At 69.8% G+C, this 13,755-nt stretch carries 15 protein-coding genes; 9 read left to right on the top strand and 6 right to left on the bottom strand.

Going from position 1 to position 13,755, the window contains the following annotated elements:
• Positions 1–30 precede the first annotated feature (30 nt).
• From ACLQ2T_RS12210 to ACLQ2T_RS12180, 7 genes are read left to right on the top strand one after another with little or no spacing between them, the layout of a single operon-like run.
• Positions 31–1,749: an urease subunit alpha gene (locus tag ACLQ2T_RS12210; RefSeq protein ID WP_425766116.1), complete on the top strand. Its 1,719-nt coding sequence runs from the start codon at positions 31–33 to the stop codon at positions 1,747–1,749.
• A 31-nt stretch (positions 1,750–1,780) separates the two neighbouring features.
• A complete protein-coding gene (ureE, locus tag ACLQ2T_RS12205) occupies positions 1,781–2,344 on the top strand; it encodes an urease accessory protein UreE (RefSeq protein ID WP_425766115.1) in 564 nt (187 codons plus the stop codon).
• 23 nt (positions 2,345–2,367) lie between these two features.
• Positions 2,368–3,045, top strand: coding sequence for an urease accessory protein UreF (locus ACLQ2T_RS12200; RefSeq protein ID WP_425766282.1), 678 nt, complete (start codon positions 2,368–2,370; stop codon positions 3,043–3,045).
• A gap of 36 nt (positions 3,046–3,081) precedes the next feature.
• Positions 3,082–3,711 (top strand): urease accessory protein UreG, encoded by a 630-nt coding sequence (ureG, locus tag ACLQ2T_RS12195; RefSeq protein WP_425766114.1) that lies wholly within the window; start codon positions 3,082–3,084, stop codon positions 3,709–3,711.
• Positions 3,708–4,628: an urease accessory protein UreD gene (locus ACLQ2T_RS12190; protein WP_425766113.1), complete on the top strand. Its 921-nt coding sequence runs from the start codon at positions 3,708–3,710 to the stop codon at positions 4,626–4,628. Before ureG ends, ACLQ2T_RS12190 begins: the two co-directional genes overlap by 4 nt.
• Positions 4,629–4,645: 17 nt before the next feature.
• Complete coding sequence (gene yut, locus ACLQ2T_RS12185; protein WP_425766112.1) at positions 4,646–5,671, top strand: urea transporter; 1,026 nt, start codon at positions 4,646–4,648, stop codon at positions 5,669–5,671.
• A 27-nt stretch (positions 5,672–5,698) separates the two neighbouring features.
• Positions 5,699–7,348 carry an ammonium transporter gene (locus tag ACLQ2T_RS12180; RefSeq protein ID WP_425766111.1) on the top strand — a complete coding sequence of 550 codons (1,650 nt, stop codon included), beginning with the start codon at positions 5,699–5,701 and terminating at the stop codon, positions 7,346–7,348.
• A gap of 174 nt (positions 7,349–7,522) precedes the next feature.
• Here ACLQ2T_RS12180 and ACLQ2T_RS12175 read toward each other — a convergent pair whose 3' ends face one another.
• Positions 7,523–7,939, bottom strand: coding sequence for a cold-shock protein (locus ACLQ2T_RS12175; RefSeq protein ID WP_425766110.1), 417 nt, complete (start codon positions 7,937–7,939; stop codon positions 7,523–7,525).
• Between the two features lie 337 nt (positions 7,940–8,276).
• Here ACLQ2T_RS12175 and ACLQ2T_RS12170 point away from each other — a divergent pair, with 337 nt between their 5' ends.
• The gene (locus ACLQ2T_RS12170; protein WP_425766108.1) at positions 8,277–8,801 is read left to right on the top strand and encodes a hypothetical protein; all 525 of its coding nucleotides are present in this window, start codon (positions 8,277–8,279) and stop codon (positions 8,799–8,801) included.
• Between the two features lie 31 nt (positions 8,802–8,832).
• Here the strand turns inward: ACLQ2T_RS12170 and ACLQ2T_RS12165 are convergent, their stop codons facing one another.
• The 4 genes from ACLQ2T_RS12165 to ACLQ2T_RS12150 form a co-directional block, all read right to left on the bottom strand.
• The gene (locus ACLQ2T_RS12165) at positions 8,833–10,215 is read right to left on the bottom strand and encodes a rhodanese-like domain-containing protein (protein ID WP_425766107.1); all 1,383 of its coding nucleotides are present in this window, start codon (positions 10,213–10,215) and stop codon (positions 8,833–8,835) included.
• 108 nt (positions 10,216–10,323) lie between these two features.
• A complete protein-coding gene (locus ACLQ2T_RS12160; protein ID WP_425766106.1) occupies positions 10,324–10,758 on the bottom strand; it encodes a carbonic anhydrase in 435 nt (144 codons plus the stop codon).
• Positions 10,755–12,521, bottom strand: coding sequence for a sulfate permease (gene sulP / locus ACLQ2T_RS12155; protein WP_425766105.1), 1,767 nt, complete (start codon positions 12,519–12,521; stop codon positions 10,755–10,757). The genes ACLQ2T_RS12160 and sulP overlap by 4 nt, the downstream gene beginning before the upstream one ends.
• Positions 12,518–13,108, bottom strand: a complete 591-nt coding sequence (locus ACLQ2T_RS12150; protein WP_425766104.1) for a rhodanese-like domain-containing protein — start codon at positions 13,106–13,108, stop codon at positions 12,518–12,520. The genes sulP and ACLQ2T_RS12150 overlap by 4 nt, the downstream gene beginning before the upstream one ends.
• 163 nt (positions 13,109–13,271) lie before the next feature.
• On the opposite strand from ACLQ2T_RS12150, the gene ACLQ2T_RS12145 reads away from it, so the two are divergent.
• Complete coding sequence (locus tag ACLQ2T_RS12145) at positions 13,272–13,538, top strand: metal-sensitive transcriptional regulator (RefSeq protein WP_327026985.1); 267 nt, start codon at positions 13,272–13,274, stop codon at positions 13,536–13,538.
• A 19-nt stretch (positions 13,539–13,557) separates the two neighbouring features.
• Here the strand turns inward: ACLQ2T_RS12145 and ACLQ2T_RS12140 are convergent, their stop codons facing one another.
• The gene (locus tag ACLQ2T_RS12140) at positions 13,558–13,707 is read right to left on the bottom strand and encodes a hypothetical protein (RefSeq protein WP_425766102.1); all 150 of its coding nucleotides are present in this window, start codon (positions 13,705–13,707) and stop codon (positions 13,558–13,560) included.
• Positions 13,708–13,755: the final 48 nt, after the last annotated feature.

Here is a 13,755-nt window from a genome sequence, read left to right as displayed (position 1 = left end):
CGACGAGCGCGTACGGAACCTGGAGCGACAATGAGTCAGATTTCGCGGCAAGAGTATGCCGGGATGTACGGCCCCACCACGGGCGACCAGATCCGGTTGGCCGACACCGACCTCTACATCGAGATCGAGAAGGACCTGCGGGTCCTGGGCGACGAGGTGATGTACGGCGGCGGCAAGACCCTGCGCGACGGCATGGGCAGCAGCAGCCAGGCCACCAACGCCGAGGGGGTGGTGGACCTGGTGATCACCAACGTCACCGTCCTCGACGCGCTGCTCGGCGTGGTGAAGGCGGACGTCGGCATCAAGGACGGCCGGATCGCCGGGGTCGGCAAGGCCGGCAACCCGAACATCATGGACGGGGTCACCCCCGGACTGGTCACCGGGCCGGGGACCGACGCCATCTCCGGCGAGCATCTGATCCTGACCGCCGGCGGCATCGACGCCCATGTCCACCTGCTCACCCCCTCGCAGGCGTACGCGGCGTTGAGCAACGGTGTGACCACCCTCTGGGGTGGTGGTACCGGTCCCACCGACAGCAGCAACGGCGTCACCATCACGCCGGGCCCGTGGAACATCCACAACATGATGCGTGCCTTCGAAAGCGTGCCGATCAACGTCGGCATCCTGGGCAAGGGCAACAGCAGTGGGCGGGCGCCGCTGGTGGAGCAGATCCTGGCCGGGGTGCCCAGCTTCAAGATCCACGAGGACTGGGGTGCGCCGCCTGCGGTGATCCGGTCCTGCCTGGCCGTCGCCGACGAGTTCGACGTGCAGGTCAGCGTGCACACCGACACGCTCAACGAGAGCGGCTACATCGAGGACTCGGTGGCCGCCTTCGAGGGCCGGACCGTGCACAGCTTCCACACCGAGGGGGCCGGCGGCGGACACGCACCGGACATCATCAAGGTGGCCAGCCTGATGAACGTGCTGCCCGCGTCGACCACGCCGACCGTGCCGTACGGCATCAACAGCCAGTCCGAGCTGTACGACATGATCATGGTCTGTCACAACTTCAACCCGAAGGTGCCCTCCGACGTCGCCTTCGTGGAGAGCCGCATCCGCACCGAGACCATCGCGGCCGAGGACGTGCTGCTCGACGAGGGTGTCATCTCGATGATGCAGAGCGACTCGCAGGCCATGGGCCGCATCGGCGAGACCTGGCTGCGCACCATCCAACTGGCCGGCCAGATGAAGAACGTCCGGGGCAAGCTCGCCGAGGACTCGTCCGGCAACGACAACTTCCGGGTGCTGCGCTACGTCGCCAAGATGACCATCAACCCGGCCATCACCCAGGGGGTCTCGCACGTCATCGGGTCGGTCACCCCGGGCAAACTGGCCGACCTCGTGCTCTGGGAGCCGGCCTTCTTCGGGGTGAAGCCCAAGCTGGTGCTCAAGGGCGGCATGATCGCCTGGTCGATCATGGGCGACCCGAACGCATCGCTGCCCACCCCGCAGCCGGTCTACTACCGACCGGCGTTCGGCGCGTCCGGAACCCAACTCGCCAAGAACTGCGTCACCTTCGTCTCCAAGGCCGCCCACGAGTGCGGCATCGCCGAGCAGTTGGGCCTGCAACGGCAGGTCATCCCGGTCTACCGGTGCCGCAACCTGACCAAGCGGGACATGGTGCGCAACGACCGCACCCCGAAGCTGGAGGTCGACCCGGAGACCTTCGCGGTGAAGATGGACGGCGTCCACGCGACCGTGCCGGCGGCCAAGAACCTCCCCATGAGCCAGCTCTACTTCTTCAGCTGACCCGTACGCGGATCGCGGAAAAGGACGACACATGATCGTGGAAGCGGTGCTCGGCAACGTGGCCGAGCCGGACTGGACCGAGCGGTTGAGCCAGGCCAAGGTCGACGACCTGGTCCTGGACCAGTGGGAGGCCCAGAAGAGTCGGCTGCGCAAGGCGACCAGCCTCGGCACCGAACTCGCCCTCTCCCTGTCCCGGGGGGTACGGCTGCGCGACGGCGACATCCTCGCCTGGGACGAACTCACCGGGACCGCGGTGGTGGCCCGGATCGCCCTCGGCGAGGTGATGGTCGTGCACCTGGACAAGCTGCACGGCGAATCCCTGGACATGGTGATCCGCTCGGCCGTGGAACTCGGGCACGCCATCGGCAACCAGCACTGGCCGGCCGTGGTGAAGGGCACCAAGATGTACGTGCCGCTGACCGTCGACCGCAAGGTCATGGACTCGGTGATGCGTACCCACTCCTTCACCGGCATCTCGCACGAGTTCATCGCCGGTACGGAGGTCATCGCCTACCTGGCCCCGCACGAGTCGCGGCGGTTGTTCGGCGGAGCGGACTCCACCCCGCACTCGCACCTGCCCGCCGAGCTGAACTGAAGGAGCGTCCTGCCGTGCCCACCATGGCCGAGGCGCTGCGGTTGCTCCAGTTCGGCGACTCGGTGTTCCCCGTCGGTGCCTTCTCCTTCTCCAACGGTCTGGAGATGGCCGTCCAGCACGGGACCGTGCACGACCGCAGCAGCCTCCAGGAGTACGTCCGGACCATCACCCGACTGGCCGCCACCGGCGACGGGGTCGGCGTGCTGGCCGGGCATCGGGGCGCTGCGGTCGGGGACCTGGAGCAGGTCCGGCGGGCGGACGAGGCCGTCCACCTTCGCAAGATCAACGAAGAGATGCGCACCATGTCGGTACGGATGGGCCGCAAGCTGGCCGAGGCCGCCAACCGCATCATCGGTGAGTCGCTGCTCAAGAAGCGGGCCGCCGAGACCGACGGCCTGGTCCCGGTGACCTATCCGGTGGCCCTGGGGGTGCTCTTCGCCGAACTCGGCGTCGACGAACAGGCCGCCTTCGCGGCCCACCAGTACGGCGCGGCGTCGATGGTGCTGAGCGCGGCCATCCGACTGTTGCGGGTGGATCACCTCGACGCCCAGTCCATCCTGTACGCCGTCAACGAGGCGGTCGACGACGACTACCAGGACATCCGCGGCGCGACCCTCGACGACATGCAGGGCTTCGCCCCGCACCTGGACGTCCTGGCCGCCGCGCACCAGCACGCGCACGTTCGCATGTTCATGAGCTGAACCGCCCGCACTTACTTCGAGAAGGGTCGAGCACAGATGAAGTCAGCAAGCCGTATCGGCGTGGGTGGCCCGGTGGGCAGCGGCAAGACCGCCATCATCGAGACCGTCGTGCCCCGCCTGGTGGAGCAGGGGCTGCGCATCCTGGTCATCACCAACGACGTGGTCACCACGGAGGACGCCAAGCACGTCCGGCGGGCGTTGACCGGAGTGCTGGTCGAGGAGCGCATCATCGGGGTGGAGACGGGGGCCTGCCCGCACACCGCCGTCCGGGAAGACCCCAGCATGAACCTGGCGGCGGTCGAGGACATGGAGGCGAAGTTCCCGGACAGCGACGTGGTGCTGATCGAGAGCGGCGGGGACAACCTGACCCTGACCTTCAGCCCCGCCCTGGTCGACTACTTCATCTACGTGATCGACGTCGCGGCCGGCGACAAGATCCCGCGCAAGAACGGTCCCGGGATCTCCAAGTCCGACATCCTGGTGATCAACAAGACGGATCTGGCGCCGTACGTCGACGCCGATCTTGAGGTGATGGCCCGCGACGCGGCGATGATGCGTAACGGCAAGCCGTTCGTCTTCACCAACTGCAAGACCGGTGCGGGCATCGACGAGCTGGTCGACCTGGTCCGCCGCAATGTGCTGTTCGACGCCGAAGTGCCGGCATGACGACTTCCCTGGACCTGGTCCGGGAACTGGCGCCGTACCAGGATCAACCGGCCCAGCTGCCCGCCGCCGCCAACGGCAAGGTCGGGGTGCTGCGGCTCGGCTTCCACCGGCGCGGTGACCGGACCATCCTGCGTGACCTCTACCGGCAGTCGCCGCTGCTGGTGCAGCGGGCACTGTACTGGGACGAGGAGATGCCCGACCTGCCCTGCGTGATGATCCTGACCACCTCCGGCGGGGTGCTCCAGGGCGACCGGCTGTCCATGGAGGTCGACCTGGGCCCGAGGGCGCAGGCGCACCTGACCACCCAGGCCGCCACCAAGATCCAGGAGATGGACGCCAACTACGGCACCCAGCAGCAGACCATCACCCTGGCCGAGGACGCCTACCTGGAGTTCCTGCCGGAGCCGGTGATCCCGTTCCGACGCAGTCGCTTCGTCTCGCACACCCGGGTACGGCTGCCGGCCAGCGCCACCCTGCTCTACGCCGAGGTGCTCCAACCCGGCCGCAAGTACTACCGCGACGGGGAACTCTTCGCCTACGACCTGTTCTCCTCCCAACTGCGGGCGGAGCGGCCCGACGGGCGAGGGCTGTTCCTGGAGAAGTTCGTGATCTCTCCCGGCCGGTTCCCGGTCGACCGGATCGGGATGATGGACCGCTTCCACGTCTTCGGCAACGTCATGCTGCTGACCGACACCGAACGTGCCGCGCGCGTCTACGAACGGACCTCGGAACCTGTCTGGGACGAGCAGACCCCACTGGCCGGCGCGGTCAGTCGGCTGCCCAACGACGCGGGTCTCGTCTTCAAGGTCCTCGGCCAGGAGACCGAGCCGGTCAAAGCGGCAGTCCGGGCCTTCTGTGCCGCCGCCCGCGAAGAGGTGGTCGGCTGCACCTTCCCGCCTGCCTTCAGCTGGCGCTGATCCGACAGGAGATCGACGTGGTGGCGATCGCGCGGGATTGGAACGGGTTGGCCGACCGCAACCCGCTCGTCCAGTTCATCGACGCCTGCCTGCGCGGACCGGCGCAAGTGGTGTTCCAGAACAATCCTGTGACCGGTCTGGTCATCCTCATCGCGGTCGCCTGGGGGGCCTTCGACAGCGGGCACCCCCGGGTCTTCGGTGGTGGGGTGCTAGGGCTGGTCGTCGGCACCGCGACCGCCCTGGTGCTCCAGGTCGACCGGGCCTCCTGGCGCAAGGGGCTGTTCGGGTTCAGCCCCTTCCTCACCGGCATCGCCGTGCCGACCTTTCTGGACCAGCGACCCCTGATGTGGCTGTATCTGGTGCTCGGCGCGGTGGGCACCACCGTGGTGACCCTGGCCCTGAACGCCATCTTCAAACACTGGGGGCTTACCGCCTTCACCTTTCCCTTCGTGCTCACCACCTGGGTGCTGCTGCTGGCCGCGTACCAGTTCGACCGGTTCACCGTGCTGACCCAGTTGACCCCGAAGTTCCCCGGGGAGGGCACCTTGACCGGTGGGCGCTTCGACTGGGACCTGGTGCCGATCTTCCTGCGCGGGATCTCCCAGGTCTTCCTGATCAACAGTTGGGTCAGCGGGCTGCTCATCGTGATCGCCCTGTTGATCAACTCTCGCTGGTCGGCGGTCTTCGCGATCGTCGGCACGGTCGGCGCCACCCTGCTGGCCCTCTGGTTCGGTGCCGACGGCGCCAGCCTCGACAAGGGACTGTTCGGCTTCAACGCCGTACTGACCGCGATCGCGGTGGGCGCGGTGCTGCACCGGCCAGGGCTGCTGGTGACCGGGTACACCCTGTTCGGCATCGCCCTGACCCTGTTCATCCAGATGGCCATGGCCAGCGTGCTCACCCCGCTGGGCATCCCGGTGCTGACCGGTCCCTTCAACGTGGCCACCTGGCTGTTGCTGCTGCCCGACCGGCATTTCGCGCCGGTGCCCAATCACGAGCGGGTCAAGGACACCGTCGTGTCGTCCGTCCGACGTTCGGTCTGATCGGCCGTACGCAGAAAGGGGCAGGTCGTGTCCGCTGATATCGCGGTGAACCCGGGAGACACCGCCTGGGTGTTGGTCTGCACCGGGCTGGTGCTGTTCATGACCCCCGGCCTGGCCGTCTTCTACGGCGGGATGGTGCGCAGCCGCAACGTCCTGGCGATGTTGCAGCAGAACATGATCGCCCTAGGGGTGGTCAGTCTGACCTGGGTGTTCGTCGGCTACACCATCGCCTTCGGCGACGACGCCGGCAGCGGCCTGTTGGGCAACCTGGAACTGTTCGGACTGACCGACCTGAAGGTGCCACCCGCACCCCATCTGCACGTGGTCGACGGGCGGATCACCATCCCGGCCCTGGCCTTCGTCGCGTACCAGATGATGTTCGCGGTGATCACGCCCGCGCTGGTCACCGGTGCCACCGCCGGGCGGTTGAGGTTCGGCGGCTGGGTGCTGTTCCTGGCGATCTGGTCCATCGTCGTCTACGCCCCGATAGCCCACTGGCTGTGGCACCCCGGCGGCTGGTTGGCGAAGCTCGGTACCCAGGACTGGGCCGGTGGAATGGTCGTGCACGCCAGTGCCGGGGCGGCCGTGGTCGCCGTACTGCTGGTCGTCGGCCGACGCAGGAACTGGCCGCACGCGGAGGCACCCCCCAACTCGATCCCGCTGACCATCCTCGGTGCCGGGATCCTCTGGTTCGGTTGGTTCGGCTTCAACGGTGGCGACGGACTCCAGGCCAACGGAGTGGCCGCCCAGGCCGTACTCAACACCCATCTGGCCGCCGCCGCCGGAATGCTGGTGTGGCTGCTGGTGGAGCGGTTCAAGGACGGCCACAGCACCGTGGTCGGCGGGGTTTCCGGCGCGGTCGCGGGGCTCGCGACCGTGACCCCGACCGCCGGGTACGTCAACACCCTGTCCGCCATCGCGATCGGTGCCATCGCCGGTCTGGTCTGTCATCTGGCGCTGCGGCTGAAGTATCTGCTGCGGCTGGACGACGCACTGGACGTGCTAGCGGTGCACTTCGTCGGCGGCATGCTCGGCTCGTTGCTGCTCGGCCTGTTCGGCGACAACGGCATCAACCCCCTAGGCCGCGACGGCCTTTTCCTCGGCGGTGGCGCCGGCCTGCTGTGGGACCAGGTGGTCGGGGTGGTCAGCGTGGTGGCCTTCTCGTTCGTACTGACCTGGCTGATCGCGGCCGGGATCCAGGCGGTGCTCGGCCTGCGGGTGCCCGAGCAGGACCAGGACCGGCTGGACCAGGCCCAACAGGGCACGGACGCGTACCACCTGGGCGGGGTGACCAGCCTGGTCGCCCCGGGCGGACCACAACGACGATCCCGGCGGGCCAGGTCGGGCGGTGCGGGTTCGGTGCCGGCCGGGCAGCAGGTCAAGCTGGTCAGCGCTCTGCTGGACCCCTCCCGGGTGGCCGACAGCGGGAGCCTGCGCGAGGAACTGCTCGGTGCCGGCGCGATCTCCCTGACCGTCTCCGACACCACCGCGGCGACCGAGGGGACCATGCGGCAGGTGCTGCCGCGCGGCTACTGGCAGGAGCAGCCCCTGCTGGCCAGGCTCCGGCTCGACGTGCTGGTGCCTGAGCAGGCCGAGCAGGCCGTGGTCGACCTGCTGAACCGCTACGAGCCGCGCCTGGTCTGGACGTCCAGCGTGGCACCGGTCGTCGTCAGGTAGGTGCCACGGACAGCCCGGTCGTCCCGGCGGCGGTGCATCGCTAGCATGATGCGATGCCCAGCGCGGTGGAGATCGTCGACTACCGGCCCGCATGGGGTGTGGACTTCAACGAGCTGGGCCGTGCGCTGCGCATCGCGCTCGCTTGGACGCCCGGACCGAGCGACGCCTGACCGTTCAGCCGTCGACCCAGCCGTGGGCGCGACTGAACTCGATGAATCGTTCCCGTACCGCGATGATCTGGGCGCCGGTCAGCGACGGCGAGCAGCGCAGCAGCAGTTCCGTCACCGCCCCGGTGAACTCCGCCGGGGACAGGACGTCGCACAACTCCTCGTCGCCCTCGATGCGCGGACGCAGCCGCCGTTCGCCAGCGACCGCGGGCGACTCCGGCTCGATGAGCCGTACCGAGGCGGCCTTGAGGCCACGATCGCTGTCCACGGCCTCGAACTCGACCGGCATCCCTACCCGCACCTGGTGGCGGTGCTCGCCGAAGTCGTTGGCGTGGACGAAGACGTCCTCCCCGCCGGCGGACGGCGCGATGAAGCCGTAGCCGCGTACCTCATCGAACCGGATGATCTTCCCCACTGACGCCACGACAACCCCACCCCGTACTCAACGCACACTCACTGCGACAACCCGGCACCCTGCCCGCGGTCGCGTCGACGCCTCGCGTTGGTCGAGAACTTCGCCGCGGCACGGTCCCGCCCTCGCAGGCTATCGGGTCCGGGTGCGGCGGGGAATCCCACGGGGCACGCCGGGCCCGCCGGCCTCCAGCCAGGGGCCCGCCGGCCTCCAGCCAGGACGCGGTCAGGGGTCCGCTCCGTTTCGCCGTAACGGCGGGGTCCGCAGTGGCGTGATACCGCCGTTACGGCGAAACGGAGCGCCCGGTCCGGGGCCCGGGGAGATTGACGGACGGCACTAGGCTCGCGGCATGTCAGCTTCGGGGCGTGAGCAGCCGGTGACCACCAACCTGATCTGGGCTCCGGACGAGGTACGGCTCGACATCGGCAAACGGGTCCAGCCTCAGCAGGGCCCGCCGAGGCGGGTGCTGGGGGCGGCGATGACGGCCTTCGTCTTCGTCGGGCTGCCCGCCTTCGTCATCTTCACGGCGACGACCCTCCTGGCGCCGTCGGTGACCAACGAGGCAAGCGTCGGCCGGGTGGCCCTCTGGGCCGGGCAGGTGGCCCTGCTGGTCGCGATCGGCGCGGCGATCGGCGCCTGGCGCACCCGCGAGGACAAGCCGCAACCGCCCTCCACCACCTGGTCGATCGTGCGACGCCTGGGGTGGCATCTGCTGTCCACCGGTGCCTGCGCCGCGCTGGTGCTGGCCCTGGACGGGCTCGCCGTCGGCCAGATCCTCACCCTGGCCCTGCTGCTGGCCGGGGTGCTGCATCTGCTGCCGCTCGCGGTGGCCCGGTTGTTGACCAGGTCGGCCGGTCGGGATCGGGCGTCTTGAGCGACCCCGCGACCCCGACCGGCCGGATCCTTCAGCGCGCGGCAGCGAGCAGGGACTGCCAGGCGCCGTACCCGCCGAGCAGGTCGGACACGTCGGCCCGACCGGTGCTACGCAGCAGGCTGGCCGCCACCGAGGAGCGGTAGCCACCGGCGCAGTGCACCACGACCGGACGGTCGGTCGGCACCTCGTCGAGTCGGCGGGTCAGCTCCGCCAGGGGGATGTGCAGGGAGCCTTCGACCGCACCCTGCTCCCGCTCGCCGGCGTTGCGCACGTCGAGCACCACCGGCGGCTCGGGCCGCTCCAGCGCCTCCCGCAGGTCGGTGGCGGTGACCCGGCTGGCCCGGGTCATCTGGGCGATCATCTCCAGGAAGGCGGCCTCCGGCTCCCGCAGATAGCCCAGCACCTGGTCGAACCCGATTCGGGCCAGGCGTACGACGATCTCCTCCTCGCGGTCCTGCGGGGCCACCACCAGGATCCGGTGCTCCGGGGCCAGGACGCTGCCGGCGGTCTCGGCGAACCGGCCGTCGGCGGGGATGTTGACCGAGCCCCGGACATGCCCGGTGGCGAACTCCTGCGGGTCCCGGGTGTCGACCACCACGGCGCCCTCGGCGTGGGCCTGGGCGAACTCGGCCGCGGTGAGGGGGCGGGCGCCCCGGGTCGGGTCGAACAGTTCGCGGGCCTTGCGGTTGAGCACCGCGTCGAAGGCGAAGTAGCCGGGCGCGGCCGGTTGCCCGCCGGTCACCAGGGCGACGAACTGCTCCTCGCTCATCGGGGCGCAGGCGTAGTTGGTGCGGCGCTGCTCACCGATGGTGGACTGCCGTTCGGTGGACAGGTTCTTGCCGCAGGCGGAACCGGCGCCGTGGGCCGGGAAGACCCTGACCTCGTCGGGCAGGCCCATCAGCTTGCGCTGGACGCTGTCGTAGAGCATCCGGCCCAACTCGTCGGCGGTCACCCCGAGTGAGGCGAGCAGGTCGGGGCGGCCGACATCCCCGATGAACAGGGCGTCGCCGGTCAGCACCCCGTACGGCACCGGGTCCTCGGCGCGCTCGTGGACCAGGATGCTGATCGACTCCGGGGTGTGACCCGGGGTCTCCATGATCTCCAGGGTCACCTCGCCGAGGCTGATCCGCTCCCCGTCGCGCAGCTTGCGGATCGGGTATTCCGTCTCGGCCCGCCGGCCGTAGCCGATCCAGGCACCGGTAGCCGCCGCCACCTCCAGGTGACCGGCGAGGAAGTCGGCGTGGAAGTGGGTGTTGATCACCCCGTCGATGGTCAGGCCCCGGGCCCGCGCGTCGGCGAGGTACTCGTCGATGTCCCGACGGGGGTCGACCAGCACGGCACGCTTGGTGCTCTCGTCGGCGATCAGGTACGACGCCTGGGACAGGCAATCCAGGTAGTACTGGGTGAACAGCATTTCTGGCGACTCCTTCGCAGTGGTGACGGGCGATGACCGCTTCCCAAAATATACCCCCCGGGGTATGCGTTGGGCGGTCGTGACCAACGCAACTCGATGACCTGTGGCCTAAAAGACGAGGTCAGGCCCGACAGCCGTCGGGGAGACCTCAGCGACGAGTTCGGGATCCCAGCAGCGCTCCCCGCACTGGTCGGCGTGCACCGCGAGGATGCGGGTGTCGGGCAACCGTCGCGCCAGTCGCGCCACACTCCGGCGAAGTTGGTCGCGGTGCTCGTCGGCGGAGACCGGATTACCGGCGCAGTCGGCGTGCCCGACGATGACCAGGGTGCCGCTGCCGTGGGCCCGCTGGGACACCGCCACCTTCGCCAGGACCGCGGTCAGGTGCGATTCCCCGGTGGCGGTCAACACCGCCGCGGGTCCCGGTTCGGTGATCGTGTCCAGGTAGTCGACATCGAGGTGTCGTATCGCCCACTCCTCCAGCGGACGCTGGATGCGCCCGTCGATGCAGGTGACGATCGTGGCGAAGCGCTGGGATCCGATCATCGCTCCCGCCCGACCTCGGCGCCGCCGCCGACCCCCGCCAGGGCTGCCGGGTCGGCCGCCGTCGGGTTCCCGGCCGCCGCCAGGGCGGTGGGGATGTCGGGGTGCACCTGGCCCGCCTCGCTGACCGATCGCCACACCCCGGCGCGGTCCAGCAGGTCGCGTACCGGTCCCCGGACGGTGGCCAGGTGCACGGCCACCCCGCGCGCGGCACACCGCTCCCGTAGCTCCGCCAGGGCGGTCGCGCCGTCGGTGTCGACGTCGGTGATCGCGCTGGCGTCCAACACCACGGCCACCAGACCCGCCCGCTGTTCGGCCAGGCCGAGCAGTTGGTCGGACAGCCGTTGGGCGTTGGCGAAGTAGAGCGGACCGTCGACCCGGATGACCGCGTATCGCGGGTCGGTGAGCAGGCCGGTGAACCGCTGCACGTTGCGGTACCGGTCGGTGCCCGGCACCCGGCCGAGTTCGGCGGTGTGCGGTCGGGCGGAGCGCCACAGGAACACCCCCAGGCTGAAGGCCACACCGGCGGCGAGCCCCGGTTCGACCCCGAGGATCAGGGTGACCAGGAAGGTCAGGCCCAGGGCCAGCCCGTCGGCGCGGCGTACCCGCCAGGTGGCGGCCGCGCCCCTGCCGTCGACCAGACCCAGCACGGCGACCACCACGATCGCGGCGAGGACCGCCCGGGGCAGGTGGTGGAAGGCGGGGGTCAGCAGCAGGGCGGTGACGGCCACCATCGCCGCGGTCACCAGGGTCGCCACCGGGGTACGGGCCCCGGCGGAGAAGTTGACCGCGCTGCGGGAGAAGCCACCGGCCACCGGAAAGGCCTGGAACAGCCCAGCGGCCACGTTGGCCGCGCCCACCGCGACCAGCTCCTGGTCCGGGGCCACCTGCTGGCGGGACTTGGCGGCCAGGGTCTTGGCCACCGCGATGCCCTCCAGGTACGCCACCAGCGCGATGGCGATCGCCGCCGGCAGCAGCGCCTGGAGGTCCTGGCCGGAGAGGCTGGGCAGCGCCGGTGCCGGCAGGCCCGCCGGAACGTGCGAGAGGATCCTCACCCCCCGCTCGCCGAGGGAGAACGCCGCGCTGACCGCGGTGATGCCGGCCACCACCAGCAGGGCGCCGGGCAGTCGGGGTACGTACCGGCGCAGCAGCACCAGCGTGAGGACACTGACCAGGGACACCCCGATGGTCAGAGCGTGGGCGGTGCCGGCGGAGTCCCAGAGCGCCGCCAGGGTCTGCGGGAAGGTGTCCGCCCGGCCCATGTTCAGCCCGAACAGATCCTTGAGCTGGCTGGCGGCGATGACGATCGCCGCCGCCGAGGTGAACCCGGACAGCACCGGATGGGACATGAAGTTGACCAGCACCCCCAGCCGCAGCACTCCCAGCAGCAGTTGGATGGCGCCGACCAGCAGGGCGAGCAGTGCGGCCAGGGCCGCGTACCGGGCCGGGTCACCCTCGGCCAGGGGTGCCAGCGCCGCTCCGGTCATCAGGGCGGTGATGGCCACCGGGCCCACGGCCAGGGAGCCGGAGGTACCCAGCAGGGCGTAGACCACCAAGGGCACGATCGAGGCGTACAGGCCGGTGACCGCCGGCATGCCGGCCAGGGTGGCGTACGCCATGCTCTGCGGCACCAACATGACGGCCACGGTCAGACCGGCCACCAGGTCGTGCCGGAGGACGTTGCGGTCGTAGTGCCGCAACCAGCCGATCAGTGGCACCACCCGGGCCAGGCCGGTGTGGTCCTGCCGGGGGTAGGTCGCACTCATGCCCGCAGCCCGGGCTCGCTGAGCCGGGCGAGGGAGGCGTCGATGTCGCAGCCGGCACCCCGGTTGTAGGGCAGCTTCGTCAGCATCATGCCCATGGCGCAGGTGTTGGTCAGCGCGGCGAAGGTCAGACCGGCTCCGATGAAACCGGCCACGAACCGCGCCCCCGGCACCCAGATGCTGACCAGGATCGACAGCAGGACGATGCTGCCGGCCACCAGGCGCACCTGGCGCTCCAGGCCCCACCGCTCACGACCCCGCTGCACCGGGCCGCCCGCGGTGATCCAGGCGTTCATCCCGCCGGTGACCACGGTGGCCGCGGGCAGTCCGGCGTTCACCAGCTTGGTGCAGGCCTGGCCGGCCCGGGCACCGGACTGGCAGATCAGCAGCATCCGGCCACCGGCGTCGTTCACGATCCGTCCCAGGTGCGCGTCGACCTGGTCGAGCGGCAGGTTGATCGAGCCGGGGACGTGAGCGCTGTCATATTCCCCGGGCGTACGCACGTCGACGATCAACGTGTCCGGGTTCTCGGCGATCAGCGCGCGGGCGGTGGCGACGTCGATGGCGGCTGAGGCGTTGCTGGCGGTCACGTGACACTCCTTGATCAGTGGGCTCGGATACCCCTGGGGGTATGACGTAACCGAGTATGTCCGACCGAAGGCCAAGCGACAAATGCCTGGTGGCAGGCGGTGGAGTAGATCGAGGGTATACCCCCGGGTGTACCGTTGGGCCCGCCGATCGAGAGGGGTGGACATGCAGGTCGACGAGAACGCCGTCGGTGACGTGATCAAGAGGCTGCGCCGCGCCGAGGGGCAGATCCGCGGGGTCATCGGGATGCTCGAAGACGGGCGGGACTGCGCCGAGGTGGTGACTCAGCTCGCCGCCGTGTCCCGGGCCCTGGACCGCGCCGGATTCAAGATCATCGCAAGTGGTCTGCAGCAGTGCGTCACCGCCGCCCCCGGCGAGGAGCGCAAGGCCGATCTGGACCAGATGGAGAAGTTGTTCCTGTCACTGGCTTAGCAGCCGCCGCCTGGGCGGGTCACTGCCGCATCACCCAGATCGGCAGGGGCTCGTCGAGGTGGCGGATCACCTGCCACCCGGCCCGGCGGTAGAACTCGACATTGGCCGGGTTGCCGACCACCTCCGGACGATCCGTCGGGGTGGCGGTGCTGATCTCGGCCGACTGCACAGCGTCGTACTGTAGTCGCCCCGCCGCGATCGGTGGGGGCGTCGCACC

The organism is Micromonospora sp. DT229 (genome assembly GCF_049844505.1).
Taxonomy (GTDB): Bacteria; Actinomycetota; Actinomycetes; order Mycobacteriales; family Micromonosporaceae; genus Micromonospora.
Note: the sequence above shows the minus strand (reverse complement) of the source record. Positions and strands in the feature narration are given on the sequence as shown.

What these genes read in the sequence shown, in the direction of transcription:
- ureE (WP_425766115.1), top strand. Translation starts at nt 1,781, where the DNA reads ATGATCGTGGAAGCGGTGCTCGGCAACGTGGCCGAGCCGGACTGGACC.
- ACLQ2T_RS12190 (WP_425766113.1), top strand. Translation starts at nt 3,708, where the DNA reads ATGACGACTTCCCTGGACCTGGTCCGGGAACTGGCGCCGTACCAGGAT.
- ureG (WP_425766114.1), top strand. Translation starts at nt 3,082, where the DNA reads ATGAAGTCAGCAAGCCGTATCGGCGTGGGTGGCCCGGTGGGCAGCGGC.
- ACLQ2T_RS12210 (WP_425766116.1), top strand. Translation starts at nt 31, where the DNA reads ATGAGTCAGATTTCGCGGCAAGAGTATGCCGGGATGTACGGCCCCACC.
- ACLQ2T_RS12160 (WP_425766106.1), bottom strand. Translation starts at nt 10,758, where the DNA reads ATGATCGGATCCCAGCGCTTCGCCACGATCGTCACCTGCATCGACGGG.
- ACLQ2T_RS12200 (WP_425766282.1), top strand. Translation starts at nt 2,368, where the DNA reads ATGGCCGAGGCGCTGCGGTTGCTCCAGTTCGGCGACTCGGTGTTCCCC.
- ACLQ2T_RS12170 (WP_425766108.1), top strand. Translation starts at nt 8,277, where the DNA reads ATGTCAGCTTCGGGGCGTGAGCAGCCGGTGACCACCAACCTGATCTGG.
- ACLQ2T_RS12145 (WP_327026985.1), top strand. Translation starts at nt 13,272, where the DNA reads ATGCAGGTCGACGAGAACGCCGTCGGTGACGTGATCAAGAGGCTGCGC.
- ACLQ2T_RS12165 (WP_425766107.1), bottom strand. Translation starts at nt 10,215, where the DNA reads ATGCTGTTCACCCAGTACTACCTGGATTGCCTGTCCCAGGCGTCGTAC.
- sulP (WP_425766105.1), bottom strand. Translation starts at nt 12,521, where the DNA reads ATGAGTGCGACCTACCCCCGGCAGGACCACACCGGCCTGGCCCGGGTG.